The following is a 23852-nucleotide window of genomic DNA, read 5'->3' as shown; positions in this document are numbered from 1 at the left end:
GTAATTGACTTATGCTTAATGCCCAACAAAGCTTGTCTTCTTAAATCAAAAAAGCGGAAAAAATTTCCGCTTTTTTATTAAATTTTTCACACTATTGTCGAGGAGAAACTCAACTGAGCAGTATGTTCACTCAGACTCAGAAGGAGTACCCGAATGAAAATCTCAGCTACAAGAATTAAAGAAAAAGTAAGGATATTAATCAAAAAGTGCCACCACTGTGGTGAGGTCATGGAAACGATGGTCGAACCTCAAAGATGTCAATCCTGCAATAGATCATTTCTACCTTTAAATTATTTTGGCAAAGTGCATGCAAACAATTCTCAAGAATTCTACGAACTTTTTTCTCCATGCAATGAACTCGATGAAGAAGATCTGATTAAAGGTATTTACGCTCTTTGGTAATCATACGCTGCACCTGCTCAAGTTAGATGATTGCAAATGTGCTATCTTCGCGTATGGAAATTATAAATCAACGTCGTCTGCAAAATAATTCAAATCAAACAATTCACCCAAAAGTAATTGAGCTCTTGGCTCGTCGAGGATTAAATGAAAATCAAATGAAAGATTTTTTTTCATGGGATCTTAAACAATTGCCAGATCTTACTAATATAAAAGATATCGACAAGTCTGCAAAAAGAATCATTCAGGCCATCGAAAACAAAGAAAAAATAGCAATCTATGGGGACTATGATGTTGATGGAACTACTTCATGCGCCTTGCTTTATTTCTTTTTTAAATATTTTGGAATTGAAGTTGATTTGATTCAACCAAGTCGATTTATTGAAGGTTATGGAATTCACCCACCTGCAGTTGAAAAGGCCAGCTCTCAAGGAGTAAAACTTCTGATTACAGTTGATTGTGGTATTACAAATTCTCAAGCAGCAGATAGAGCTAATGAATTAGGAGTTGACCTCATAATAACGGATCACCACCATGATGCTCTACCTGAAATGCCTAAGGCCTTTGCAATTGTTAATCCAAATAGAAGAGATGAATCTCAAGACTCTGAGCTTAAATATTTAGCAGGTGTTGGTGTCGCTTTTGCTTTGGCCATTCAAGTAAAAAAAATCTGGGATAGAACCCATACGCCAATTAAAAGTCTCTATGAGTTACTCCCATTTGTGGCCATAGGTACAGTCTGTGATCTTGCAAAATTAACTCCAATGAATCTTAAACTTGTACGACATGGTTTAAAACAAATACCTTCAACTCCCTATTGCGGTCTTAAGGCCTTCTTTACTCCTGAGGAGTTGAGGTCCCCTATTTCCAGTGAAAAACTATCATTTCACATAGGCCCTCTTATTAATTCTAAGGGAAGACTGGATCATCCAGAAAAATCTCTCAAACTTCTTATCGCTCGAGATCCACAAATTGCATATGAACACTTCTCACATTTAGATGTTTGCAATAATGAGCGTAAATTTATACAAAATGAAGTTTTTTTTGAAGCAAAGAAACAAGTTCTTTCATTTTTGAATGCTAAAACAGTGTGTTTAATTGTGTATGAACCACATTGGCATGAAGGTGTTATAGGAATTGTCGCTTCAAAATTAGTTGAAGAATTTAAAATGCCGGCCATCGTGTTTTGCAATTCAGAAACTGAAGGCGTAATAAAAGCTTCAGCAAGGGCCGCAGGTGAAATGAATCTTTTTGAAGTTTTAAATTCACAGAAGAACTTGTTTATCAAATTTGGTGGGCATAAAGCGGCAGCAGGGCTTTCGATGATTAAGGAAAATCTTGAGCTTTTTAAACGCAATATGCATGTTGAAATTCAAAAAATTCCCTATATTATGAGAACGAAAATTCAATCTAGCGATCTAGATATTGAATTTAGTGACATCAACCCAAATTTATTACAAAGTTTAAATCAACTAGAACCTTTTGGTATGGGAAATCCTAAACCGTTATTTAGAACCAAAAAGGCCTATATCAAGTCATTTGATCTTCTAAAAGAAAAACATGTCAGATGGAGTTTTTCATCAACTAACTCACTGGCAACTTTCAAGGGAATTAGTTTCAATTGGGTAAACAAATGGAATACAATGCCAGCTGAAGATGCTTATAAAAGTTCTCAAGTTGAAAGTTCAATTGATATCTATTACACATTAGGAATTAACCGTTTTAATGGAAACGAATATATCCAACTAATGGTCGAAGACATTCAATCTTCTCTTAATTAATTCTTTCTATACTTACTTTTTCAATTTCTACTTTTTCTATCGGGAAATCACTCTGTCCAGTACGTACTTTTCCAATTGATTTTACGATATCAATTCCTTCAACCACCTGCCCGAATATACTGTATCCACCATCTAAACTCGAAACATCGTTTAAAGTAATAAAAAACTGTGAGCCATTAGTGTTTGGTCCAGCATTGGCCATTGAAAGTATTCCTTCTTGTCCATGAGAAAGATCAGGATGAATTTCGTTATCAAATTTATATCCAGGGCCTCCCCGTCCATTTCCTTGAGGACAGCCACCTTGGATAACAAAGCCATCGATGATTCTATGAAACGTCAAACCATCAAAGTAATTTCCTTCTCTTTTCGTTTTCTGTCTTCCTTCTGCTAAGTTGACAAAATTCCAAACCGTTTCTGGTGCCTTATCGTGGAAAAGTTCAACTTTAAAATCTCCATGATTTGTTTGAAAATGAGCATATAATTTTGAAACATTTTCTTTGTAATCAATTTTTTTAACACTTCCTAAATTAAACATTCAAATACTCCTTACTTTGAAATCTCCTTCAAATGCTCCTTCAATATTTGAGTTTCTAGGAACAAATAAATTCACTTCTTTATTAATAAAAATCGAATTTAACAAAAATATATTTTCTCTTGGTCGAATGGCGCCGAGTTCATCTTTTCTTGGTGTAGTAATTTCATTACCAAGCACAAATGGATCAACGTTTTGTAAATTATTTGACCTTACAATATTTTCTAATTCATCAGTTGAAAGACAGAAACTAATCAAGACAGGGTGGCCAGAGAGAACATCTTCCCTAGTAAAAATATTTTTTAACTCTGAATTCTTAAAAACTTTCTTTGCACCTTTAGGAAAATAAAAAGGATCGACCCAAATTAAGCTAATTCTTTTATAACTAGGTGGATTAAAAAAAAGGATGCCGGAAGAAACCTTATCTGTAAGTTCATAAAATATTTTTTCTTCTTCTTTCTGATCTATATAATCTATTTTATAGAATTTTTTTAATTTTTGGAGTTTAACATTTAGACCATATTGAAGTTGTAATGTTTCAGAGAGTTTTAACTTGAGCTCTTTTTTAACTGTATCAATATCAATAAAGGATAAATCATTTTCAATATAGCATGATCCAATATCTGAAATCTTATCCCATACAGGTCGATTGGGATGAAAATACTTTAAATATAAACTCCCTTGATTATATTCTTGAATTAAAATCCTCTTTGGATCTGGCCCAAGCGCTGAACAACCACTCAGATATATTGCGATAAGAATTCCTATTATTCTCAATTTTTTCTCCGAAAATATCTCTGTAAATCCAGCAAGACTTCTTCTAACTGGCCCTTTAACTCCTGATTTAGATCAATAAAATAAAGTCCAGGCTCTTCTTCTTGAATGACTTGCTTTTTATTGTTGTAATTTAAACTTTTAAAGAAGTCATCACCATATTCTTTACCATTTGCTATAATCACTTGGTCATACGGAATTGTTTTTGTAGCTCCAATTTGATCGATGTTTTTTTCCTCGCATGTTAAAAAACATTCTTTTCGGTCAATCAGTTCATCTAGAGATACAGGAATTAAATCTATTAAATGTTGAACTTGATTCACAGGTTCAATGGGTTTTAAGATCTTGGCCTTCTCAAAGTCAGCAAGCTCTCTCCATTTAAATACACTTTCCTCATACTTATTAATTTCATCTTCATAGATTTGAAATGAATTTCTTAATAATTTATCCAAGCAGGATTGGCCCTCTTGAGAGAGAATCGTCACAATATGTTTCTTACTTTTTTTTATCCATTCTATAAGATCGTCTTCAATTTCTTTTAAGTGCGGATCATTTCCAACAATGATTAATTTTGTTGAATGTTCTAGTAAGTTTGTAATTGAACTTGGCAACTGGCCAATAGATTTGACATTTTCTCTAAACCGAAATTTTCTCTCGTTGAGCACCCCTAAGTGGTTTCCTCTCAAATCGACAGGTGCTTTATGAAATGAACTTAGAGAAATAACAATATCAAAGTCTTCATACGTTTCGTAAGTTTCTTGGAGTGAGTTAAAAATATGTTCATTATCTTGAATTGTACTGGCAAAGTTACTTGTACAAGGAATAACCTCGTAGTGAACGCGAAAGAGATCGGCCAAACGAGTTCTATTGAGTATTACCTCTTCTTTCTTTAGGTATCTTTTTCCAATTGATAGAGGAATAGAGTCGATCTGCTTAATATATAGAGATTGATCCTCTATGTTTTGATCTGAGTGAAAATGTGACACATAAATTGTGTTTTCACTTAAAAATTTATAAATCTCTGAAATTTGAGAACATTGGCCCAACAATGCCAGCTTCACTTCTTACCTCACTTATGGCCTTGTCATTGGATACCATGACTGGCCTTAAGCGCCAATCTCAGAGTTAAATAAAGAAGACTTTTTTATCACCTTTATCAATGGCAGAGTGTTCAGCAAACTTGTAGAGAAATTCAATAAAACTTTCCATGGCCTGGAAAGAAGTCGTTGTTTTGTCAAATTCGGCGCCATAACGTAGATAAACCTGGCCGGATTCATCAACATACTCATTTGAATATTTTACCAGGCATATAACTGGAATATATTCAATTTTTGAAAAGTACATTCTAATATTGATTTCAGTATCTTTTTGAAATTTTTGGCCACCTTGTTTAGGATCCCAAGGCACTTGAAAAAGGCATCCATCTCTTGAGATATCAACTAATTGTATAGGGTGTATACTTCCAGCATCATCTACAACGCTATATGCTCCCAGGGTGCTTTGAAAGAGAATCCTCTCAAAGTTTCTTCTTTTTTTCTCAATAGATTCTTCTCTTTTCTTTTGGAAATCTAGCACATCATCAGTCATCTTTCCTCCATGAAACGTGACTATCGATAACAGATTACCATTCGTGCAGGATTAACGCGAGGGAGTATATTTTTCAATATTTTTTGGCCCATTGAGGAGTTTGAGAGATTTCAGATTTAATCCGACAAAATGACTCAAGTCTGGAGTGAAGTAATAATTTTTCATTTTCGGTGAATTTGTCTGACCAAAATGAGCATCCTTTTGAATCTTCCTGATGAGCACAATTACTAAACTTACACGTAACAGCAATCTCTTCTAAATCGGGAAAATACTCGAGTAATTCATCTGGATTAATATCATCCAGCGAGTAGGAGCGAATTCCAGGGGAATCAATGAATAAAAAAGATCCACAATCAATGATTTCGGCCCATGTTGTAGTGTGAACACCTTTGCCTTTTTTGCCTACATCAGCGGATAAAGCAACTTGTTTCCCACCATTTAATCTTGTGATCGTCTTGCTTTTCCCAACGCCAGACTGCCCCATCAATATTGCAGTCTTTCCGGTCAGATCTTTAGCGAGATCATTGATTCCATACTTGAGCACTTTATTATTATAGTCTTCTACTTTTGCACTGATGTCGTAGCATTTTGCTCCAAGTTTGGACAATCTACTGGCCTCGAAATAAATATCTAGTCCTTCGACATCAAGCTGATCCATTTTATTAAATACGACATAAGGTTTGATACCCCATTGGCAAGCACGTACTAAAAAACGGTCTAAGAGTCCTCTTTTGTATTCGGGTTTAGAGACTGAATTTATGATAACCATGGCATCACAATTGCTGGCCACGACTTTTTTCTTATTTTCTCTAATGAGCATTCGATAAATTTCATTTTTACGTGGTAGAATTTCTACAATCATCCATTCATTATTTTCTTGTTTAAGAATGACGTTATCTCCTACAACGATATTTCCACTTTTGAGAAGATTTCCAAATGCGGCAGCTTTCACATTTAAATGATTTTCAATTATTAAACATTCAAAGTTACGTTTTGCTGATTTTAAAACAATTGCTTGCAATCTTCGCTCCCATTTTTTTTTACTATTTAACACACTTAATCAGTGAATCAAAAATATTTCTCTTTTTAAAAAATATAGTGATGTATTGGTTTTGTTATCTTGACAGTTTTTTGCAAAAAGCTTACATTTTGCCTCCTAACTGCCAAGTAAGGTTACACCCCATTGAATCTAATGGGCCTCAGCTTTTCTGGCAGTTATCTTTTTTATATTTATAAATGCAGCCGTAGCTCAGCTGGATAGAGCAAGCGCCTTCTAAGCGCTAGGTCGCAGGTTCGAATCCTGCCGGCTGTGCCATTTTTTAAATTGTTCAAAAACTACATCCATTTTACAATTAGCTATGGAATCAAATTAAGAATATTATTCAAGGTTGAATATATGAAGTTTCTTCTCCTGATTACTGCTTACTTATTAATATCTAAGTTGTTTGCTGAAGAGTTAAAAATTACAGATATTAATCAAGTTTCAAATAAGGCCAGCAATTCGCTTTTGCCTCCAGAAATAGGCTGTCCAGAGAAATGTAATGAAGGTTCGAAAGAGAACTGTTCTTCAATCGTTGAAAATTTTTGTGATACTCTTTGGAATTCTACAAATAATGGAAATCTCATTCGTAATGGAAGTTCATTTAATATCGGTGATAGTAAAGTGAGTGAAGTTTCCCAAATTTTATTAATAGATGAAAAAGTGTTTGTTGATTCTTTTGAAAAATTTCCGAGTCTATTAAAAAATAATAAGAAACTTAAAGATCTTATTGAACGAGAACGCACAATTCTCAAAAACGAAAGTTCCACTAAAAAGTGGAAAGAAAGTTTAGAAGAAGCAATGGAGGATATTTCTAAAGAAATTGGGAAAATAATAACTAGAAGACAGGACGAGATCTACCCTGAATTAGAGAATACTAAGGGCCAAGATCTATCAAATAACGATCTGGAAAAACTATTAACTGTAAACTATGAAATCACAAACAAAATACTTGAAGCAAAATACAAAGAATCCCCACAATGGAAACGTATAGAAAAAATTTATAATTCAATTAAAGAAAGTTTCTATAAAGTTATTGATCAAAGAAATATTACTACAGATCTAAAAAATAAGTTGAAATCAAAAATTAAAAGTGTTGATCTATCTCTTCCTTATTCTGACCCTCGTTTACTAAGTGCAAATTTGACATGTCAATCTACAGAGAATAATGCTTACTACACTCCAAAGTATAATAAGTTCACTGTATGTGCAGGAATGATGAATGCCTTTCAATCTGATTCAACTCTAACCTCAGTTATTGCACATGAACTGGCCCACTCAATAGATCCTGAGAGACAAAGAAGCGACAAATTAAATGATTTGCCACTCATACAAGGAATACTTGAAGAGTCAAATAATGGAGAAATCAAAGATTGTTCAAAATGGAATCAATTTTTTTCAAAAGTACCTGAAATTATCAATAGTGAACTCGTAAGGCCTACTGATCAAATGGAAAATTTCACAAGATGCCTTTTGCCAAACAAAAAAGAGCTTCTCCCAATGGATAATAAACTCATGACGGAGCTTTCTTTTAAATTTACAGATATTCAATTAAGTTATTTTAGTACTTATAACCTTTTTTCACAACTGGCCACTGAAAAAGTTTTTCGGAAAGGAAAAGAAATAAGCAATGAAGTATATTTAAATCCCGTAGAGATGAGACGTAAGAGCACCGGATTTTTAATACCAAATAATGTAATTGAAGAAGTAAGCACTGAAGATTTTTTTGTAGCGGCTATGAAATGTGATGGAAAAAGTAAAGACCCCAGAATTTTCAATGAATTATCAAAAGAGCAAAAAAATAAAATATTTCAAGAATCTATAAATAGAGCAAGAGATTTAAATGCAATGATCAATAAAATTAATTTCAATGAAACAAATAATGAGAATGGAATGCTTATTAGTGAACGAATTGCAGATCAATCTTCTGAAAATTTTGCTGATTGGATGTCTGCAAAAGTCATTGCAGACATAATGAAATCCAAAGATGACAAACAAAAATATCAAGTTGCTCAAGAAATGGTGGCCGTTTTCTGCGATGAACCTGAAAATAAATTTGATGATGATTTCATGATCTTAGAAAAAAAATATTCTAGGGAATCTCATGGTAACAATAAAATTAGAAGACTTTCCTATATGAATAAAGAAATATCGACTATGTTAGGTTGTTTTAGAGATGAAGAATCAATTCAAGGATTTGGTTTATGCGAATTATAATAACTTTTTATTCTCTCTTTTCATTTTTCTATACAAACTCACTTTTTTCTTCTTCTAAAGAAGAACTTAGAATTGTAGTTATTGGTAAATATCAAAAACGTTGGATTCATATTTCTAAAAATAACGGCCAATATGTTTGTAAAAATGAAACAGGTCTATCAAGAAAACTAGATAATAATTTTATACAAAATTACAAAGAATGGTTTGGACGTCATATAAATGGACAACAGTGGGAGAACAATCTTCATTGTCGCGATAAGGTAACATTTAATAACACTCTTTTACCCAAATTATATATTGAAAATGGTTGTTTAAATGAAAATCATAATTCATTAACTGTAAATTACTTTGATTCAATTTGTAGGTTCACTCACTAATATTAAGTCAACAAACTACACTGCCATGCATTAATCTTAGATACTGTTTTTTTAAATGATTTACGGTAGAATTCAATTCAACTCCAACTAAAGTAAAATGACATGAAGAAAAAAACCACAAAAAGTATTGCTAGCAAATCAAATAGCAAAAGTACATCGGCCAAACTTATTATTAGAAATGCCACGCAAGCAGATGTTAGTAGTATTATTCACCTCGTTGAAAAGAGCTATCAAAATATGCCTCCCTATCCAGAAAGAATGATTGCGGCACAGATTTCACATTTTCCCCAAGGTCATTTTGTAGCAGTCTATAATAGTAAAATAGTAGGATACTGCGCAACTTTACGAATTTCTGGAAGAAAATGTCTAAAACCCCACACCTGGCGTGAAATAACTGGAGGAGGTTATGGTTCTACTCATGAAGATGATGGAGAATATCTTTATGGTTATGAAATCTGTGTCGATCCTAACGTAAGAAGATTAAAAATTGGTCAGCGGTTTTATAATGAAAGAAAAAAACTTTGCCAATTTCTAAGACTAAAGGGAATTGTTTTCGCAGGAAGAATTCCAAACCTCAAAGAAAAAATCAAAGATTTAAAATCAGTTGATGAATACTTTGAAAAAGTTATCAATAAATCTATTAAAGATCCAGTTTTATCATTTCAGCTTAGAAATGGTTTTGAAATCCTTGGTTATTTCAAAAACTATTTACCCCATGATGAGGAATCTATGGGATATGCTTCCCATATGCTTTGGAAAAATCCTCAACATGAGGATAAAGACCAAGATAAAAAAGCAAATAAATCATCCATAACATCAAATTTTGTCTCATCTGTTCGGGTTGCGACTGTTCAATATGGGCAAAGAAAAATTAAATCCTTTGAAGAATTTAAACAACTTGTAGAATACTATATTGATGTTGTTAGTGACTACAAATGTGACTTTGTATTGTTTCCAGAGTTATTTTCCTTGCAACTTCTCAGTGTGGATAATGAAGAAATCGCCCCTCATCTGGCCATTGAGAGAATGACTTCCTATACCGAAAAATTAAAAAAATTCTTCCACAAACTTTCCCTAAAATATAATGTGAATATAATTGCAGGCAGTCATCCCACTAAAGATAAAAATAATCATATTCACAACACTTCTTTCATTTGTTTACGCGATGGTTCTATTCATGAACAAGCTAAAATTCACCCTACGCCAAGTGAGAAATATTGGTGGAACATGACCGGAAGTAATGAATTAAAACCAATTCATACAGATTGTGGAACGATTGGGGTATTAATATGCTATGACTGTGAATTTCCTGAACTCACTCGCCATCTCGTTGATCAAGGAATAAAAATACTTTTTGTACCTTTTCTTACTGATGAACGTCAGGGTTATTGCCGAGTGAGATATTGCGCACAAGCAAGGGCGGTAGAAAATGAAATTTATGTTGTTTTAAGTGGGTCTGTTGGAAATTTACCTAGAGTAAAAAATATGGACATTCATTATTCACAAAGCTGCATACTCACTCCATGTGATTTTCATTTTTCAAGAGATGGTATTGCACAAGAAACAACTCCTAATGTTGAAATGATTGCAATGGCCGATTTGAGATTAGATACTTTAAGCGAGGCCAGAAATACTGGTACTGTACAGGTCCTTAAAAATCGTCGCCATGATCTTTATTCTGTTAGATGGTATGGCAAAGACTAGCCTTATTAATTTTAGAGTGTTTTTGAACAATCTAACCACTTCAAATCATTATTTTTCACGAATAAATCTATTGCCTTAACTGATCCAAGTGCCTTTAATCTATCATCATGAAACAGAAGAATTCCTCGACGCCAAAGGAGCATTAATTTCTCAACTCTTGAAATTAACTGTGTTGGAGATACTAATTCGTTCCAATCAAGCGAATCGATATTCCAAAGCATAATTGGCATTTTTTTTTCATTAGCAAATGCTAGGATTTCAGAATTTCTCTCTCCAAAAGGTGGGCGAAAATATATTTTTTGATTGGAATTTATTTTTTTAATTATTTTCTCTGTGGTCTCGATGGATTCTTTCCAATTTTTAATTTTTGGGTGGGGTTTATGGATTTTCCCATGAGAACCAATGCAATGTTTGGAGTATATTTTATTCACTTTTGTGAATCCTAAATTTTTAATTGTTTTAGATAGCTTATCTCCTATCACAAAAAACATCCCAGAAATACCCAATGAGGTTAGTAGTTGTGTATACTCATTGATCTGATCAAACTCTGGGCCATCATCCATAGTAAACAAAAACTCTCCATCGTTGAATTTATCTCCTAAGATTTCAGAATCGTTGAAACTGAATACTTCACTACTTACTCTATTAAAAATAGCAGCAAGTCGAATTTGTTCTCTAGCATAAATCTTATAGAATTTTGAGCTCGCTTTCTTCCATGGAATATATTGCGCATCTAAATTTTCATAAAATTTTTGTGCATATTTGAGAAATTGCTTATGATCACCAGAAAATGAACAAGCGATCTCGTTTGCATGAGAACATGATTTTGCAGCTGTTTTATAAAGATTTACCAATTTTTCCTGAACATTTATTGACCATTTTTTAATGGATTCATAATCAATTTTATCTTGTTCAACTGAAATATTTTTTGATAAATTCTTTGATTTAAGCTCCTCTTGTATTGTTTTATAAAACAATAGTATTTCTGCTCGAGAAGCTGAATCAAAATCTATTTTAGACTCTATATTTTTTGGCCAGTATAGCTGTTCAATTAGTGCAATTTCTCGAGATAGGCACTTTGAAGCTATTAAAAACAAAACTGCCATTTTCAACAAAAGACACTTTGCACATCTCATATGATAAATCCTTCAATTTTGACCATTCAATTTCAGAAGTTAAACTTCACAATAAGCATACATATATAATATGATTTCAGCAAATATGCATAATTCTATAAAAGACTGGAGAGCAATATGTATTTGAAGTTAATAATATTTTACATTCTTTCATTTTCTCTTTTTGCAAACAATTGGTTATGCACAGAGACAGCATCACAACGAATTGAAAAAAACATTTATTTTGTATGTGGTATCTCTGAGAACTCTTCTTTACAAAAAGCACGTGAAGAGGCCATGAATTCAGCTTACAGAGAGTTTGAAGGTCTTTGCAAATACTCCTACGACTGCGATGGAAGAGAGAAAACAATTTCACCACTAAGAACTCATTGTGAAAAAACCAAAGATGGCCTTCACAGATGCTTTAGAGGTTTTAGATTTTTTATCACTGAAAATAAAATAGAAAACGATAAATCAAATATAAGACAAAAGGGTGAATTGAGTCCTCCCAATATTCAAATTGATACACATACTCAAGCTCCGCAAAAAAAAACAATTACAAGCTTACTCATTGGAGTGGCCAATAGTGAGATTAAAAGAGAAGGTCAATTGGTTAAAGAGAGTTTATCTGGCCCAAATATCGGGATTGATTTTCAATATATTTTCGCTAAAAATATCACAGGAGGATTTAAATATTCCTTTTCAAGCTTAGAAGAAGATTTTAATTCAAATTATATTGGTTCTGTATCAATTACAGCATTCCACATAGGTATGAACTATTATTTTTCAGACAGCACCCAGGGTTTTTACACTGGACTATATTTTGGACGAAGTAGTATCAATTTTAATTTGCAAAATTTGTTTGCTTTAGATGATCAAGATGACAGTAGTTCAGAAATTTTGTTAGAGGCCACAGACTTTTCATCACTTGCTAATATTGGATGGAGATACAACTTCAAAAACTCCTCGGCCAGTACCATTTTAGAAATGTCTATTTTAAGTGGAGTTGGAGAGAATCTTGATTACCAAATTGGATTTAATACGAGTTTAGCTTTCAGATATTAATCTTCAACCCTGATGACTACTTAAACTGAACCTTTACACATGAAATATGACTTGTTTGTTCAGTGCTGTTATAAAAATAGCAAATTCGATCTTTTACAACTCTTCTTTCAATTTCACCTTTGATTTCTAAACTAAGAGATTTTGGTTCTTCAAATTTTTCTAAATCGATATTCCCCTCTAATGTACAATCAATTCCACCACTTGTGGCATTTTTCACGACAATGCAAGTGATGGGGCCATCTTTATCCTTCAGAATACAAAAGTTACCTTGAATCTCATCAAGTTCAGACTTATCAGTACAATCATCGTTCCAAAAAAATGCGTAACTTGGAATACTAAAAGAAAACAACATCAAAATTATCAATATGAGTTTTTTCATGAACACCTCTTTTCGAAGATACCTTCTTCATATCTTTACTTTAAGTAGCTAATCACTCTCACAAATTCTATTCTTTTTTGAGATTGATATAATTTATTCATTATAAAAAACACTGTATTTGGTCCATTTCTTCACAACTCTAGATCTTTCTTCCTTCGTTTTATACCCTGGACCTCGTCGATAACTCGACAAAGAGGGATCCCTAGCACAATTTATCAGAAATTCATTAAGTTTATTAAAAGTAGATAACATATTTTCATAGGGAGCTGGTTTTTCAATTTTCAGAAATTCGAGTTCTTTAACTAACGAGTAAACAGATTCTATTGTTGATAAACAATGCTTATGAGGTTGTGCTTTTATATGAAACTGAGATTCAAATTGAGGAGTAAAAGCAACACGAGGTAAAGTGTGTAAACATGTACTTTCCCTCATCATAGTCTTGGCACATGCCCATGTTCCATCGATCACGAAGATGAGGTTATTTTTATGTTTTTTAGAGATAAATTCACACATCTCTTGTTTGCCCTGTGGAGTGGATAAGTTCATGGCCTTTTTGCCAGGATAGAGAATAAAAGGTGTGAAACGCTCATCATTTAAAAGTTCATTTACTCTAGAATTGTGATCAAAATTTACTCCTGAAATAACTTCTGAATCCAATAGAAATGAAGATGTAATTTTTCCGGTTCCAGTTCTCTCTCTTTTAAATTCTTTTGGATGCATCAATATGATAAATTTTGTCACTACTTCAAATGGAGTTACATCTTTACATAAACAGGCCTTCTTAGATAGAAAGCATCCATAACATCGACCTTTCTTGTCATCAAAGGATTCTATCGTATTCATTGACATCGTATCCAACAGCGCAAATTTTCTCATCTTTTACAAGAATTGGTCTTTTTATTGAAGATGAATTCACAATTAAAATTTCAATTTTTTCTTTCTCACTTGCTTCTTCATAGATATCTTTAATTTTACGAAAAGTCGTCCCTCTCCTATTCACAGGAAGTTCTCCTAAAAACAGCTGAACTTCTTTAATGAGTTTTTTGGTTGGTGGATTTTTTTTGAAATCAACAAATTCATAGTCAATATTTTTATTTTCTAAATGTACTTTGGCCTTTTTAACAGTGTCACAATTTGGTATCCCATATAATTTCAAAATATGCTCCTAAAGAAATGCTATAAAATTATTTTTAATTTTTAATTTCCGATTATACTTATTTGCAATCCACTCTAGTCCTATATCGTGATAAAAAGTGACATGAGTTGGATCATTCTTATACCACCAATTTTCAAAATCTACGACATCGGTTATCAGTTGAGTTCTTACAACCAGAACGCCGTCAGGGGCCAGTAGGTCAAAGAGCTGCTGCCATTCTTTTGCAGGATTGTTAAAATGTTCAACGACTTCAATTGCCGTGATCAAATCAAATTTAGCTTTTTTAAGTTCGATAGGAAAATAGAGTGGATCATAGGAAATGGAACAAAGGCCCTCTGACTCCAGAAGGTTAGACATGATTTGAGTTGCACCACATCCATAGTCTAATGAATAGCTGCCAATTGAAAATTTTTTATCACATAGACTCAAACATTCTTGCATATTGTAGTACATATAATCAACATAACGTTGATCTTCCTCAGTATTATTGTGTAAATCATATCTTTCTTTTTCACTTTGTTTGCTAAGAAAGTACTCTGGGTTCATATAAACCGTACGACATTCTTTGCAGACTTCATACATGGCCATCTTCGTGAAAGAGAGCTCATTTGTTTTGGGAGAAAGACAAAGTGGACAATTCAAGTTTTATTACTCCTCATTTCGTTGGCAGCAAATTACCAATAATCAGAGTGATTGACAATCAACGTCAATAATATTCCAAATGTTATTAACTACTTTCTGAACTTGTTAATATTTTCAAGTGGTTATGAGGGATTTTTTTAAAATAGAATTTACTTGATTATTTTGCAAACTTGCCGTTTAATTAATACGAACGTATGAATTCAAACAAACGTATGAATATTAACGCAAGGAAAAATTAATGAAAGCAAAAAAACTCCTCTCCCTTTTTCTTCTTTTATCCCTTTCTCTAAGAGCTAGCGAAAATTCCATTCTTATTGATGAGAACGTTCTTAAAGAATATTTTGAAAAAGGTGCTCCTGGAGTTGATGAAATTGAAGCTGCGCTACTTTCAACCAAAGAAATTGAATCATCTCAACTTGAGGCCTTCTCTCCCACTGGTTATGTGGATACAAATCTTTCAAAATCTTATCAACAAAGTGTAAACCTTTACAGACCTATTACAAAAGAAGCAAAAGCTGTAGAATTAGGAGTTAGCAAAAATTTCCAAAGTGGGTTTTCAACAAGTGTATCGGCGTACTCTCACATGGCCATTTTATCTGCCTTCCCACAAGAAGATGCTACAAGTGGTGTAAAATTAAGTTTTGGAGTTGATTTACTTAAAAATTTTCTAGGAAAAAATACAAAGAGAATCTTAGATGCTTCATCGGTTTCTGTGCAAAATTCTCAGCTTGAATCAGACATCCGTAAAAAAGCTTTGTTTCAATCTATAAGAAAAATATATTGGTCACTTGTCGCAAATAATGAATCAAAATTGATCACAACTGATCTCCTTGAATTTTCTAAAAAACAAGCTGAAGAGGCGAAAAAAAGACAAAAGAACTCTATTGCAGATGCTGGAGAGGTAGCACGATATCAATCTCAGTATGCAGCAAGAAAAGGACAGTTGATATATTTAAACTATCAAAAAGAGACGTTGGTTCAACAACTTAAAGAAATTCTTCCAGAGCTAGCAGATAAAAAAATAGAACTTGGTAAATATGAGCTTGAAAAAACAATCAGAGACGTTACACAGTGCACGCAAATTATTTCATCTCAAACAAGTATTCCATATGACTATACGAAATATGATGAAATCCTCTCACTTTTAACTAAACAAAACCAACTCTTACAAGATTATAATACAACTTATAGTGATTGGGATTTATCACTTTATGGAGAAGTCGATTCAAATACAAATAAAATTGGAATGTCAGAGAGTCTTTCTAATTACCCTGATGAGGCCAAATCGGCCTATGCATTGGGATTAAAATTAGATATTCCTCTTGGTTCTCAGATTGGTAAAACAGAAGACATCAAAAAAAGGCTACAACAAAAGAGATATGAGGGTCAACAAAGAGTGATTGTAGGAAAATTAGGTGCCTATCACGGACAAACAGTTAAAAATATTTTTCTCCTTAATAATGTAATTGATGCACAAGTTGAAAATACTACTCATCTCAAAAAATCTTTGGAAATAAGTAAAAAGAAATATGATCAGGCCAGAATTTCAGTGAGAGATCTTATTAACGATCAAGATTTATATCTTCAAAGTAATCTCTCTGAAATTGATACAAAATTAGCAGTTATTACTACTTTATTAAACTACTTCTCTGTTTTTACAGAAACACCTTGCAACATAAATAAATAATAGGAAAACTTTATGGGAAAACTAGCAAAATTTTTTATTGAAAACTATAAACTTACTGTAGTCATTTCTGGATTTTTGATAATCTATGGAGTTCAAGGACTCTTTAAAATGAACGCTGAATCTTTTCCAAGTGTAAACATGGGCCAGGCCATTATTACGACTGTTTATCGAGGAGCTTCGGCAGAAGATATTGAAACTAAAATTACTAAACCTATCGAAGATGAAATCAGACAAGTCTCAGGTCTTAAAGATGTCAGATCAACATCACAATCAGGTTTGAGTACGATTGTGGTTAGAGCAGACATTGATAATGTTGAAGATGTAGACGAAGTCATGAGTGATATTCAAAAGGCGGTTGATAGAACAACCAAGCTCCCTGTTGATTTAGAAGAAGCTCCCAAATTTGTAGAAATAAATTCTGAAGAGTTTCCAGTGCTTGAAGTAGCAGTCGTTGGAAATAATGATGGAAGATTAAGAGATAAAGTTGCAGACGCACTCAAGGAAGAATTTGAAGACAATAAGAATGTCAAAGAGGCCAGACTAACTGGTTTTGCACAAAGGGAGTTTGTCGTAAAACTAGATCAACAAAAGCTTCACTTTCATCATATTGGAGTTGATGAAGTTATTCAAAAAATTAAAATGAGAAATATTAGTGTTCCAGGTGGAAGTCTAAAAGGAAGTGATGATCAAAAGCTCTTAAGAATTGAAGGAAAAGTGAAAAGTTCTGAAGAACTTGGTAATGTATTAATAAGATCAAATTTTACCGGACAACAAATTTTATTAAAAGATGTTGCAGAAGTTTTAGATAGTGAAAAAGAAATCACAACTAAAGCTCAATATAATGGAGAAGATGCCACTCTCGTAGTTGTAAGTAAAAAAGGTGGTTCAGACACAATCAAACTTGTTAAAGATTTAACTGAAGTGCTGTCAACGTTTCAAAAAAGATATGATGGACAGTTAAAATTTGTTTCATATTTAGACGAATCCATAAAAGTTGAAAATAAACTCACAGTTTTAAGTGAAAATGCCTTAACAGGATTAATCCTAGTTATCGTTTTTTTATTTCTCTTTCTACCAGGTCGAATTGGAATTTTGGCCAGTTTATCTCTTCCCTTCGCAGTTATGGCAACTCTAGGAATTATGCCCTCAATGGGAATGAATCTTGATACAATCACAATTTTGGCCCTGGTTATAGCTCTTGGGATGTTAGTTGATAACTCTGTTGTTATTTCAGAAAACTTTACGAGACTAAGACAAGAGGGTGCTGGCCCTTATGAAGCTGCTGTTGAATCCGTTAAGCAATTATGGCTCCCAATCACAGGAACGGCCCTTACTACAATTGCTGCTTTTTTGCCAATGCTTGTGACCAGAGGGATCATGGGACAATTTATCCGTTTCATTCCAATGATTGTATCAATTTCACTTACAGTTAGTTTATTTGAAAGTTTTTTCCTTCTTCCAATGAGACTTGCACATGGAGGTGGAAAGATTAAAAAAGAAAATGAACAAGAGGCCAAAAAAGATTGGTTTCATAGATTTGAACATATGTTTGAAAGTACGATGTCTACACTCATTAGACATCGTTATATAGTTTCTTTTGTCTTTACTGGAATTTTAGCAATTTCATTTTATTTTATGGCCGTTGTAAACAAGTTTGTACTCTTTCCACCAGAACAGACAGAAGTTTATGTTGCAAGAGTAAATATTGATACAGGATCCACATTAGACCATACAAAAATGTTACTCGGTAAACTTTCTAAGGCAGTTGAAGAAAAAATGGGGAAAGACATAGAACATATTGTTGCTCGTGCAGGGATTTCACAAATGAATCCAACTGATCCTAAGAAAGCTGAAGGTAACAATGTTGGGATTCTTGTGCTAAGAGCATCAGATAATACTAAACTTAATATACCTCACACTGAAATTCTTAAGAGATTAAGATCTATAAAAGTTGAAGGAATTAAAGAAGTAACATATGAAGCAATTATTAATGGGCCTCCTGTTGGAAATGATATTGAAGCAACTTTTAGATCAAATAGTATAAGTGATATTGACCATCTCATTGAAGATATTAAAGCTGACCTTCTCAAAGTCCAAGGTATTTCAAACTTAAAAACTGATGATGTTATTGGTGATGATGAAGTCTTTGTAGATATTGATTACGCAAAAGCAGACCGTTTAGGTTTAAGTGTCAACAACATTGGAAACACTATAAGTACAGCTATTGGTGGTAAAAATATTTCTCAAGTTACATTGGACAATAAGGATGTAGATATCAATTTGAGATTTCAAAAGGATTATCGAAAAAATCTTGAAGATCTTGGCGAAGTTAAAATTATGGACAATGGAATGGCAAAAAACTTAGTTCCTGTATCCACAATTGCCTCATTTCATATCAATAATGGTTCACCACAAATAAAACGTTTTGATTTCAAAAAATCAAAAACCTTAACGGGTACAGTCGACGATAATTTGATCACTTCTGTTAAGGCCAATTCACTTTTGATGGATTCTTACAATAAACACAAAACAAAATATCATAACGTTTCATTGAAATTTGGTGGAGCACAGGAAAGTACAAACGAATCAATGGCCTCACTCTTTGATGCTTTAATTCTCTCTTTAATTGGGATTTTTGCACTCCTTGTTTTTCTTTTTAAAAGCTTCTTACGGCCTGCAATTATTATGTCAACTATTCCACTTGGGTTGTTTGGATTTTCAATTGCTTTCTATTTGCACGATAGACCAATAAGTTTTCTTGCCTTAATTGGTATCATTGGCCTTGGAGGTATCATTGTAAATTCGGGTATTGTCCTTATTTCATTTATCGATCAATTTAGAGAAGAAGGAAAATTTGATCTCCATACAATTTTGGCCAAAGCTTCAGGAATGAGACTTAGGGCCGTACTCGTAACTTCACTTACTACAATATCTGGTTTAATCCCTACAGCTTATGGAATTGGTGGAACAGATCCAATTCTAATCCCAATGACTCTGGCCATGGCGTGGGGATTAACTTCTGGAACTGTTTTAACTCTTGTTTGGGTGCCTTGTGCTTATGCTATTCTTGAAGATTTTATGGGACTTTTTTCTTTTCTTAAAAAAGACAGAAAGAAAAATAATTCTGAAATAAATAATTTAAAAGAAAATGATGTTGACAACTTAACTGAATTGCCTGAACAAAGTCAAAAGGAGTTAGCATGAATGCTTTGCAACAAGCAAATTCAAAAGAATCAACAAAAGAAAAAATTTTAAATGTGGCCTATGAATTATTTTCAAGAAAAGGTTTTGATGGCACATCTATTCGAGATATAGCAAAAGAAGCAGAAGTGAACTTAGGTGCCGTCAATTATCACTTTCAAAGTAAAGATAGACTTTATTTTGAGGTTTTTCAGCACAGTATAAAATGGGTTGATAAACAAATTACAGAGATTTCAGACAAAAAAAATATGTCTGTATTAAAACTGGCAGTCGAAACTTTGAACTTTTTTCTACAAAATCAAAATGCGATGAGAAATATTTTCAAACTTTTTCTGAACGATAATTTTCCTATGCTTGATGATATTCCAAAAGATCAATTACATTTTTGCCCCCCAGGAGAAGAGGCCTTCATGAAATTATTACAAAAAGAATATGGAGATAAAATTCCTCCTCAGGCCCAAATATGGGTAATCAAGAATATTTTTTCCCTCGTTAATCATTTTGGCCTTATCTCAAGTACGACCTATTATCAAAAACTCTGTAAAGAAATTCCCCAGGCCGGATGTGTCTTTGATGAGACTTCTATTTCTCACCATGTTAATGCAACGATTGAATATGCGCTGGCCAATCCGGAAAAATTTGATCATTATAAGCACCTTTACGAAGTAATTAAAAACAGCAAGGGTAAATGATTAATGTGTAGGCTATTTGGATTTCGTTCTGTCATTCATAGCAAGGTCCACCAAAGCTTGTTACATGCCGAAAACGCTCTGCAAGCTCAATCTCTTTCTCATCCTGATGGTTGGGGAGTTGCTTATTATCTCGTCGGAACTCCTCATATAGTTAAATCTGAAGCAATGGCCGGAGAGGATAAAATATTTAAGAAAGTTTCTGGTGTTGTATCTTCAGAAACTGTAATTGCACATATTAGATCAAGTACTGTAGGATCAAATAATATACTTAATACACATCCTTTCCAGTTTGGCCCCTGGGTATTTGCTCATAATGGCAATATAAAAAATTTTGAAAAATACAAAAAAAGAATTTATTCAAAAATCAATCAAACCCTAAGACGTTTTATTTTGGGGGAAACTGATAGTGAATATATTTTTTATTTCTTATTGTCGGCTATTTACTCTTCTGGAAATATTAATAATATAGATTTAAGTATCGAGATGGCCACTCTAATGATTCGTGAAAGACTTATTGATCTTACAAATATCATAGGACAATTTGAAAAAGAAGACTCAACTGATAATACCAAAACCTATCTTACCTTTCTTTTAACGAACGGAAGAATTATGCTGGGCCACGAGGGAGGGAAAACTCTTCACTACAGTACATATAAAACAAAATGTAGCGATAGAGATTTATGCCCTTATTTCGTGAAAGAATGTGAGTCCCAAAGTAAGACAGGAAAAATCAATCACCTCATTTTTGCAAGTGAACCCACCAGTACTGAAAATATTTGGCTAAAAATGAAAAATGGATTAATTATTGGCGTAGATCAAAATATGAAACTTCATATTTCTTAAATGTATTATGGATCAATCAACAATTTATTCTTTACTAAAATCATTAAGGGGAAATAGAACACAGATTGAGATGTCAAAAATATTAGGGTATCAGGATAGAGCTTATCACCATTGGGAAATAGGTCAAAAGAAAATAAGAGTCAAAGAATTTGTCAAAATTTGTGACTTAAATCAAATCAGTTTTAAAAATATTTTAAAAGATTCTTTAAATTTACTTGAAGTTGGAAGCTTTAAGAGTGATACAATTAATAATATTACAAATTCTTGGAATCTTTCAGAAGAAGAATTTCTAAAGCGAAGTGGTCTTTCTAAATCCAAATGGTGGCGACTTAAAAATGAAAATAAAGATCTTTTATTGATTGATCTCTTTACAATCATAAAATTTCACACTGAAAAATCTGATATCGTTTTTGAATCTTTGGGTTTAACAAATTATTTAAATGAAAAAAGAGATCTTCTCTTTAAATATTTTAAAAAATATGAATATTTGCCTTTTCTATCTGCTTCCATACTCCTTGAAGATGTTTTAAATGAATCAAACTCTGAAAAAAAGATAAGACTTATAAGTCAAAAAATTGGCCAGTCCTTTGAAGAGACAAAAACTGCATTAAATTCGTTAATTGAAGATGGACTTTTAAGAATAAAAATTGATGGAAATTATGAATTTATAACATTCGAGCATCATATTGATGGTCTTCACCGAGAAGTTGGCCAGTTTATATTTGATAATATTATGAAAAATTTAAATCAAACAAAGAAAAATCATTTTTCGTATAGGGTTGCTCCTATCTCGAATGAGGCCTACAAAAAAATTCAAGAGTTACAAAAAAAATTTTCTTCTGAAGTATATAACATTCTCGCTAGCGATGATGGGAAAATTGAACATATTTTTTCTATAGGAATTAAATCAAGTATTGAAAATCCTCATTTATGAAATATTTTTTTCATAATTGTGTATTCATTTATCTTTAGAATTTAAGTAATCGATAATTAAATTATGGAAACAACTATTCAACAAACATTTTCAAAATCAAATTATTTTAATTACCAACAAGCATTTATTCGAAACCTTGGTTGGGTGACCCAAACAGAACAAGAAATCATCAGAAATGCAAAAATTGGTATCGTTGGCATGGGAGGTGTTGGTGGGCATCATTTACATGCTCTGGCCAGAATGGGTTTTTCAAATTTTAAAGTGACTGATCTTGATCATTTTGAAATTCAAAATTTTAATAGGCAGTTTAATGCCTACATGTCTACTCTAGGTATTCCAAAAACTCAGGCCATCAAACAAACTTGTCTGGATATTAATCCTCTTGCGAGCGTAGAGACATTTTCAAATGGGATTGATTTAAATAATATGGACCAATTCTTAGATGGACTAGATGTGGTGTGCGATGGTTTAGATCTCTATGCTAGTCATCTTAGAGGGCCTCTATACGAATTGGCCCATAAAAAAGGAATTTATGTTGTAAGTGCAGGTCCTTTTGGATTGGGAACCTCTCTAATGGCATTTTCTCCTTATAAAATGAGTTTTAATCATTATTTTGATCTTGAAAAAGATGATCTAACAGTTGAGGCAAAAATTATTCGATTTTTGGTTGGAATGTCTCCAAAATTATTACATAGAAAGTATATTGCTTCACCTGAACACATTGATCTTTTTAATGGTAAGCTACCCTCAATTCACGCTGGTTGTTACGCCGCTTCAGCTGCACTTGCCTCCTGTGTTTTTAAAATTATACTTGGGCGAGGGAACAACCTGTTTGCGCCCTGGAGTTATCAAGTTGATTTTTATAGAAATATTATGAAAAAATCTTGGATACCTTTTGGGAACAGAAACCTCATTCAGAAATTTAAAATCAAATGGGCCCATAAGATGTTCGAGGTTAAGGAGTTTAATTAACCTACCATTTTTACAATTTTTGAAATTTTATCAATATTCTCATCGGCCTTCTTAAGTTTTTTTATGTCTTCTTCTTGTAAATTAATGCCTTTTTTCATAACTTGTCCTACACGGCCTTTAACCACAAGCAGAGGGCTATTGATTTCATGAGCGTATTTTTTTGCTTGATCTAATTCAATTTTTATTCTCATATTTTCTTCTTTTAATTTCTTACTAACTAGAGTTGTGGCGATTGTGAATGACGCTCCAATCATAAAACCCAGAGAAATGATAATACTGTACTGAGTAGGATTAAAAGCAACAGTAATCGAACATAACATTGTAACTAAAGAATAGATAAAAATGTGAATTTTTTCTGATGAAATCAAAGAATTTATAGTTGCACTGAACGTACCAAGTAAAAAGAAAAGATAGATGATATGCAAATTATATAAATGTGCACAATAAGTTAGTTGGATAAGGCTAATTGAAGTTGTGAATAGATTCACTGCTTTTACATCAATATTTGAAAAAAGGATGACTGCAATACAAAAGATATCTATTCCGATGATGATTGCCCAGGGAGTGAAATTGAAAAGTTCAGGAGGCAGAAAGGTTTGCATAAGCATGGCCATACCAAACCATGTTAACGTTCCAAATACTATTCCTAAAAATGTGGCATCTTTTATTTTTTGTTTAAACATTATTTCATCCTCTTTAGTATTATCGGATGACGCAAAGATTTCTAAGTTGTATTGATATTTTTTTGAATAAGTA

General features: G+C 32.8%; 23 protein-coding genes and 1 tRNA gene. 13 read left to right on the top strand and 11 right to left on the bottom strand.

Going from position 1 to position 23852, the window contains the following annotated elements; translation table 11 throughout:
• Positions 1-153: 153 nt before the first annotated feature.
• Positions 154-402: a hypothetical protein gene (locus H6622_07125; protein ID MCB9061276.1), complete on the top strand. Its 249-nt coding sequence runs from the start codon at positions 154-156 to the stop codon at positions 400-402.
• Between the two features lie 53 nt (positions 403-455).
• Positions 456-2180, top strand: a complete 1725-nt coding sequence (gene recJ / locus H6622_07120) for a single-stranded-DNA-specific exonuclease RecJ (protein MCB9061275.1) — start codon at positions 456-458, stop codon at positions 2178-2180.
• Here the strand turns inward: recJ and H6622_07115 are convergent.
• The 5 genes from H6622_07115 to rsgA all read right to left on the bottom strand — a co-directional run bounded on the left by H6622_07115 (position 2173) and on the right by rsgA (position 6094).
• Entirely contained in the window at positions 2173-2715 is a 543-nt protein-coding gene (locus H6622_07115) for a peptidylprolyl isomerase (GenBank protein MCB9061274.1), read from the bottom strand. The genes recJ and H6622_07115 overlap by 8 nt on opposite strands.
• Entirely contained in the window at positions 2716-3489 is a 774-nt protein-coding gene (locus H6622_07110; protein ID MCB9061273.1) for a hypothetical protein, read from the bottom strand.
• Positions 3486-4547 carry a hypothetical protein gene (locus H6622_07105; protein MCB9061272.1) on the bottom strand — a complete coding sequence of 354 codons (1062 nt, stop codon included), beginning with the start codon at positions 4545-4547 and terminating at the stop codon, positions 3486-3488. Before H6622_07105 ends, H6622_07110 begins: the two co-directional genes overlap by 4 nt.
• A gap of 64 nt (positions 4548-4611) precedes the next feature.
• Positions 4612-5073 (bottom strand): PilZ domain-containing protein, encoded by a 462-nt coding sequence (locus H6622_07100; protein ID MCB9061271.1) that lies wholly within the window; start codon positions 5071-5073, stop codon positions 4612-4614.
• Between the two features lie 73 nt (positions 5074-5146).
• Complete coding sequence (rsgA, locus tag H6622_07095) at positions 5147-6094, bottom strand: ribosome small subunit-dependent GTPase A (GenBank protein MCB9061270.1); 948 nt, start codon at positions 6092-6094, stop codon at positions 5147-5149.
• A 217-nt stretch (positions 6095-6311) separates the two neighbouring features.
• Here rsgA and H6622_07090 point away from each other — a divergent pair.
• From H6622_07090 to H6622_07075, 4 genes are all read left to right on the top strand, one after another.
• Positions 6312-6388 (top strand) — tRNA-Arg (locus H6622_07090).
• An 81-nt stretch (positions 6389-6469) separates the two neighbouring features.
• The gene (locus tag H6622_07085) at positions 6470-8329 is read left to right on the top strand and encodes a hypothetical protein (protein ID MCB9061269.1); all 1860 of its coding nucleotides are present in this window, start codon (positions 6470-6472) and stop codon (positions 8327-8329) included.
• Positions 8317-8706: a hypothetical protein gene (locus H6622_07080; GenBank protein ID MCB9061268.1), complete on the top strand. Its 390-nt coding sequence runs from the start codon at positions 8317-8319 to the stop codon at positions 8704-8706. The genes H6622_07085 and H6622_07080 overlap by 13 nt, the downstream gene beginning before the upstream one ends.
• Positions 8707-8808: 102 nt before the next feature.
• Positions 8809-10410: a carbon-nitrogen hydrolase family protein gene (locus H6622_07075; GenBank protein MCB9061267.1), complete on the top strand. Its 1602-nt coding sequence runs from the start codon at positions 8809-8811 to the stop codon at positions 10408-10410.
• An 11-nt stretch (positions 10411-10421) separates the two neighbouring features.
• Here the strand turns inward: H6622_07075 and H6622_07070 are convergent, their stop codons facing one another.
• Positions 10422-11546, bottom strand: coding sequence for a polysaccharide deacetylase family protein (locus H6622_07070; protein ID MCB9061266.1), 1125 nt, complete (start codon positions 11544-11546; stop codon positions 10422-10424).
• A 117-nt stretch (positions 11547-11663) separates the two neighbouring features.
• Between H6622_07070 and H6622_07065 the strand changes: the two genes are divergently transcribed.
• Complete coding sequence (locus tag H6622_07065; protein ID MCB9061265.1) at positions 11664-12590, top strand: hypothetical protein; 927 nt, start codon at positions 11664-11666, stop codon at positions 12588-12590.
• Positions 12591-12606: 16 nt separating this feature from the next.
• Here the strand turns inward: H6622_07065 and H6622_07060 are convergent, their stop codons facing one another.
• The 4 genes from H6622_07060 to H6622_07045 all read right to left on the bottom strand — a co-directional run bounded on the left by H6622_07060 (position 12607) and on the right by H6622_07045 (position 14767).
• A complete protein-coding gene (locus H6622_07060; GenBank protein MCB9061264.1) occupies positions 12607-12969 on the bottom strand; it encodes a hypothetical protein in 363 nt (120 codons plus the stop codon).
• A gap of 93 nt (positions 12970-13062) precedes the next feature.
• Positions 13063-13812 (bottom strand): DTW domain-containing protein, encoded by a 750-nt coding sequence (locus H6622_07055; GenBank protein MCB9061263.1) that lies wholly within the window; start codon positions 13810-13812, stop codon positions 13063-13065.
• Positions 13790-14128 carry a Spx/MgsR family RNA polymerase-binding regulatory protein gene (locus H6622_07050; GenBank protein ID MCB9061262.1) on the bottom strand — a complete coding sequence of 113 codons (339 nt, stop codon included), beginning with the start codon at positions 14126-14128 and terminating at the stop codon, positions 13790-13792. Before H6622_07050 ends, H6622_07055 begins: the two co-directional genes overlap by 23 nt.
• Before the next feature lie 6 nt (positions 14129-14134).
• Entirely contained in the window at positions 14135-14767 is a 633-nt protein-coding gene (locus H6622_07045; protein MCB9061261.1) for a class I SAM-dependent methyltransferase, read from the bottom strand.
• Between the two features lie 238 nt (positions 14768-15005).
• Here H6622_07045 and H6622_07040 point away from each other — a divergent pair, with 238 nt between their 5' ends.
• The 6 genes from H6622_07040 (at position 15006) to H6622_07015 (ending at position 23096) form a co-directional block, all read left to right on the top strand.
• Positions 15006-16454: a TolC family protein gene (locus H6622_07040; protein ID MCB9061260.1), complete on the top strand. Its 1449-nt coding sequence runs from the start codon at positions 15006-15008 to the stop codon at positions 16452-16454.
• 12 nt (positions 16455-16466) lie between these two features.
• A complete protein-coding gene (locus tag H6622_07035; GenBank protein MCB9061259.1) occupies positions 16467-19658 on the top strand; it encodes an efflux RND transporter permease subunit in 3192 nt (1063 codons plus the stop codon).
• A complete protein-coding gene (locus H6622_07030; GenBank protein ID MCB9061258.1) occupies positions 19655-20347 on the top strand; it encodes a TetR/AcrR family transcriptional regulator in 693 nt (230 codons plus the stop codon). The genes H6622_07035 and H6622_07030 overlap by 4 nt, the downstream gene beginning before the upstream one ends.
• A 3-nt stretch (positions 20348-20350) precedes the next feature.
• Complete coding sequence (locus tag H6622_07025; GenBank protein ID MCB9061257.1) at positions 20351-21190, top strand: class II glutamine amidotransferase; 840 nt, start codon at positions 20351-20353, stop codon at positions 21188-21190.
• A gap of 7 nt (positions 21191-21197) precedes the next feature.
• A complete protein-coding gene (locus H6622_07020) occupies positions 21198-22124 on the top strand; it encodes a hypothetical protein (GenBank protein ID MCB9061256.1) in 927 nt (308 codons plus the stop codon).
• Positions 22125-22187: 63 nt separating this feature from the next.
• Positions 22188-23096 carry a ThiF family adenylyltransferase gene (locus H6622_07015; GenBank protein ID MCB9061255.1) on the top strand — a complete coding sequence of 303 codons (909 nt, stop codon included), beginning with the start codon at positions 22188-22190 and terminating at the stop codon, positions 23094-23096.
• Here H6622_07015 and H6622_07010 read toward each other — a convergent pair.
• A complete protein-coding gene (locus H6622_07010) occupies positions 23093-23779 on the bottom strand; it encodes a hypothetical protein (protein ID MCB9061254.1) in 687 nt (228 codons plus the stop codon). The two genes, H6622_07015 and H6622_07010, sit on opposite strands and share 4 nt — an antisense overlap.
• Positions 23780-23852: the final 73 nt, after the last annotated feature.

The organism is Halobacteriovoraceae bacterium, from assembly GCA_020635115.1.
Lineage (GTDB): Bacteria > Bdellovibrionota > Bacteriovoracia > Bacteriovoracales > Bacteriovoracaceae > JACKAK01.
Note: the sequence above shows the minus strand (reverse complement) of the source record. Positions and strands in the feature narration are given on the sequence as shown.

What these genes read in the sequence shown, in the direction of transcription:
- H6622_07060 (MCB9061264.1), bottom strand. Translation starts at nt 12,969, where the DNA reads ATGAAAAAACTCATATTGATAATTTTGATGTTGTTTTCTTTTAGTATT.
- H6622_07100 (MCB9061271.1), bottom strand. Translation starts at nt 5,073, where the DNA reads ATGACTGATGATGTGCTAGATTTCCAAAAGAAAAGAGAAGAATCTATT.
- H6622_07015 (MCB9061255.1), top strand. Translation starts at nt 22,188, where the DNA reads ATGGAAACAACTATTCAACAAACATTTTCAAAATCAAATTATTTTAAT.
- H6622_07075 (MCB9061267.1), top strand. Translation starts at nt 8,809, where the DNA reads ATGAAGAAAAAAACCACAAAAAGTATTGCTAGCAAATCAAATAGCAAA.
- H6622_07070 (MCB9061266.1), bottom strand. Translation starts at nt 11,546, where the DNA reads ATGAGATGTGCAAAGTGTCTTTTGTTGAAAATGGCAGTTTTGTTTTTA.
- H6622_07115 (MCB9061274.1), bottom strand. Translation starts at nt 2,715, where the DNA reads ATGTTTAATTTAGGAAGTGTTAAAAAAATTGATTACAAAGAAAATGTT.
- H6622_07030 (MCB9061258.1), top strand. Translation starts at nt 19,655, where the DNA reads ATGAATGCTTTGCAACAAGCAAATTCAAAAGAATCAACAAAAGAAAAA.
- H6622_07085 (MCB9061269.1), top strand. Translation starts at nt 6,470, where the DNA reads ATGAAGTTTCTTCTCCTGATTACTGCTTACTTATTAATATCTAAGTTG.
- H6622_07025 (MCB9061257.1), top strand. Translation starts at nt 20,351, where the DNA reads ATGTGTAGGCTATTTGGATTTCGTTCTGTCATTCATAGCAAGGTCCAC.
- H6622_07040 (MCB9061260.1), top strand. Translation starts at nt 15,006, where the DNA reads ATGAAAGCAAAAAAACTCCTCTCCCTTTTTCTTCTTTTATCCCTTTCT.
- H6622_07020 (MCB9061256.1), top strand. Translation starts at nt 21,198, where the DNA reads ATGGATCAATCAACAATTTATTCTTTACTAAAATCATTAAGGGGAAAT.
- H6622_07010 (MCB9061254.1), bottom strand. Translation starts at nt 23,779, where the DNA reads ATGTTTAAACAAAAAATAAAAGATGCCACATTTTTAGGAATAGTATTT.
- H6622_07035 (MCB9061259.1), top strand. Translation starts at nt 16,467, where the DNA reads ATGGGAAAACTAGCAAAATTTTTTATTGAAAACTATAAACTTACTGTA.
- H6622_07065 (MCB9061265.1), top strand. Translation starts at nt 11,664, where the DNA reads ATGTATTTGAAGTTAATAATATTTTACATTCTTTCATTTTCTCTTTTT.
- H6622_07055 (MCB9061263.1), bottom strand. Translation starts at nt 13,812, where the DNA reads ATGAATACGATAGAATCCTTTGATGACAAGAAAGGTCGATGTTATGGA.
- H6622_07080 (MCB9061268.1), top strand. Translation starts at nt 8,317, where the DNA reads ATGCGAATTATAATAACTTTTTATTCTCTCTTTTCATTTTTCTATACA.
- recJ (MCB9061275.1), top strand. Translation starts at nt 456, where the DNA reads ATGGAAATTATAAATCAACGTCGTCTGCAAAATAATTCAAATCAAACA.
- H6622_07125 (MCB9061276.1), top strand. Translation starts at nt 154, where the DNA reads ATGAAAATCTCAGCTACAAGAATTAAAGAAAAAGTAAGGATATTAATC.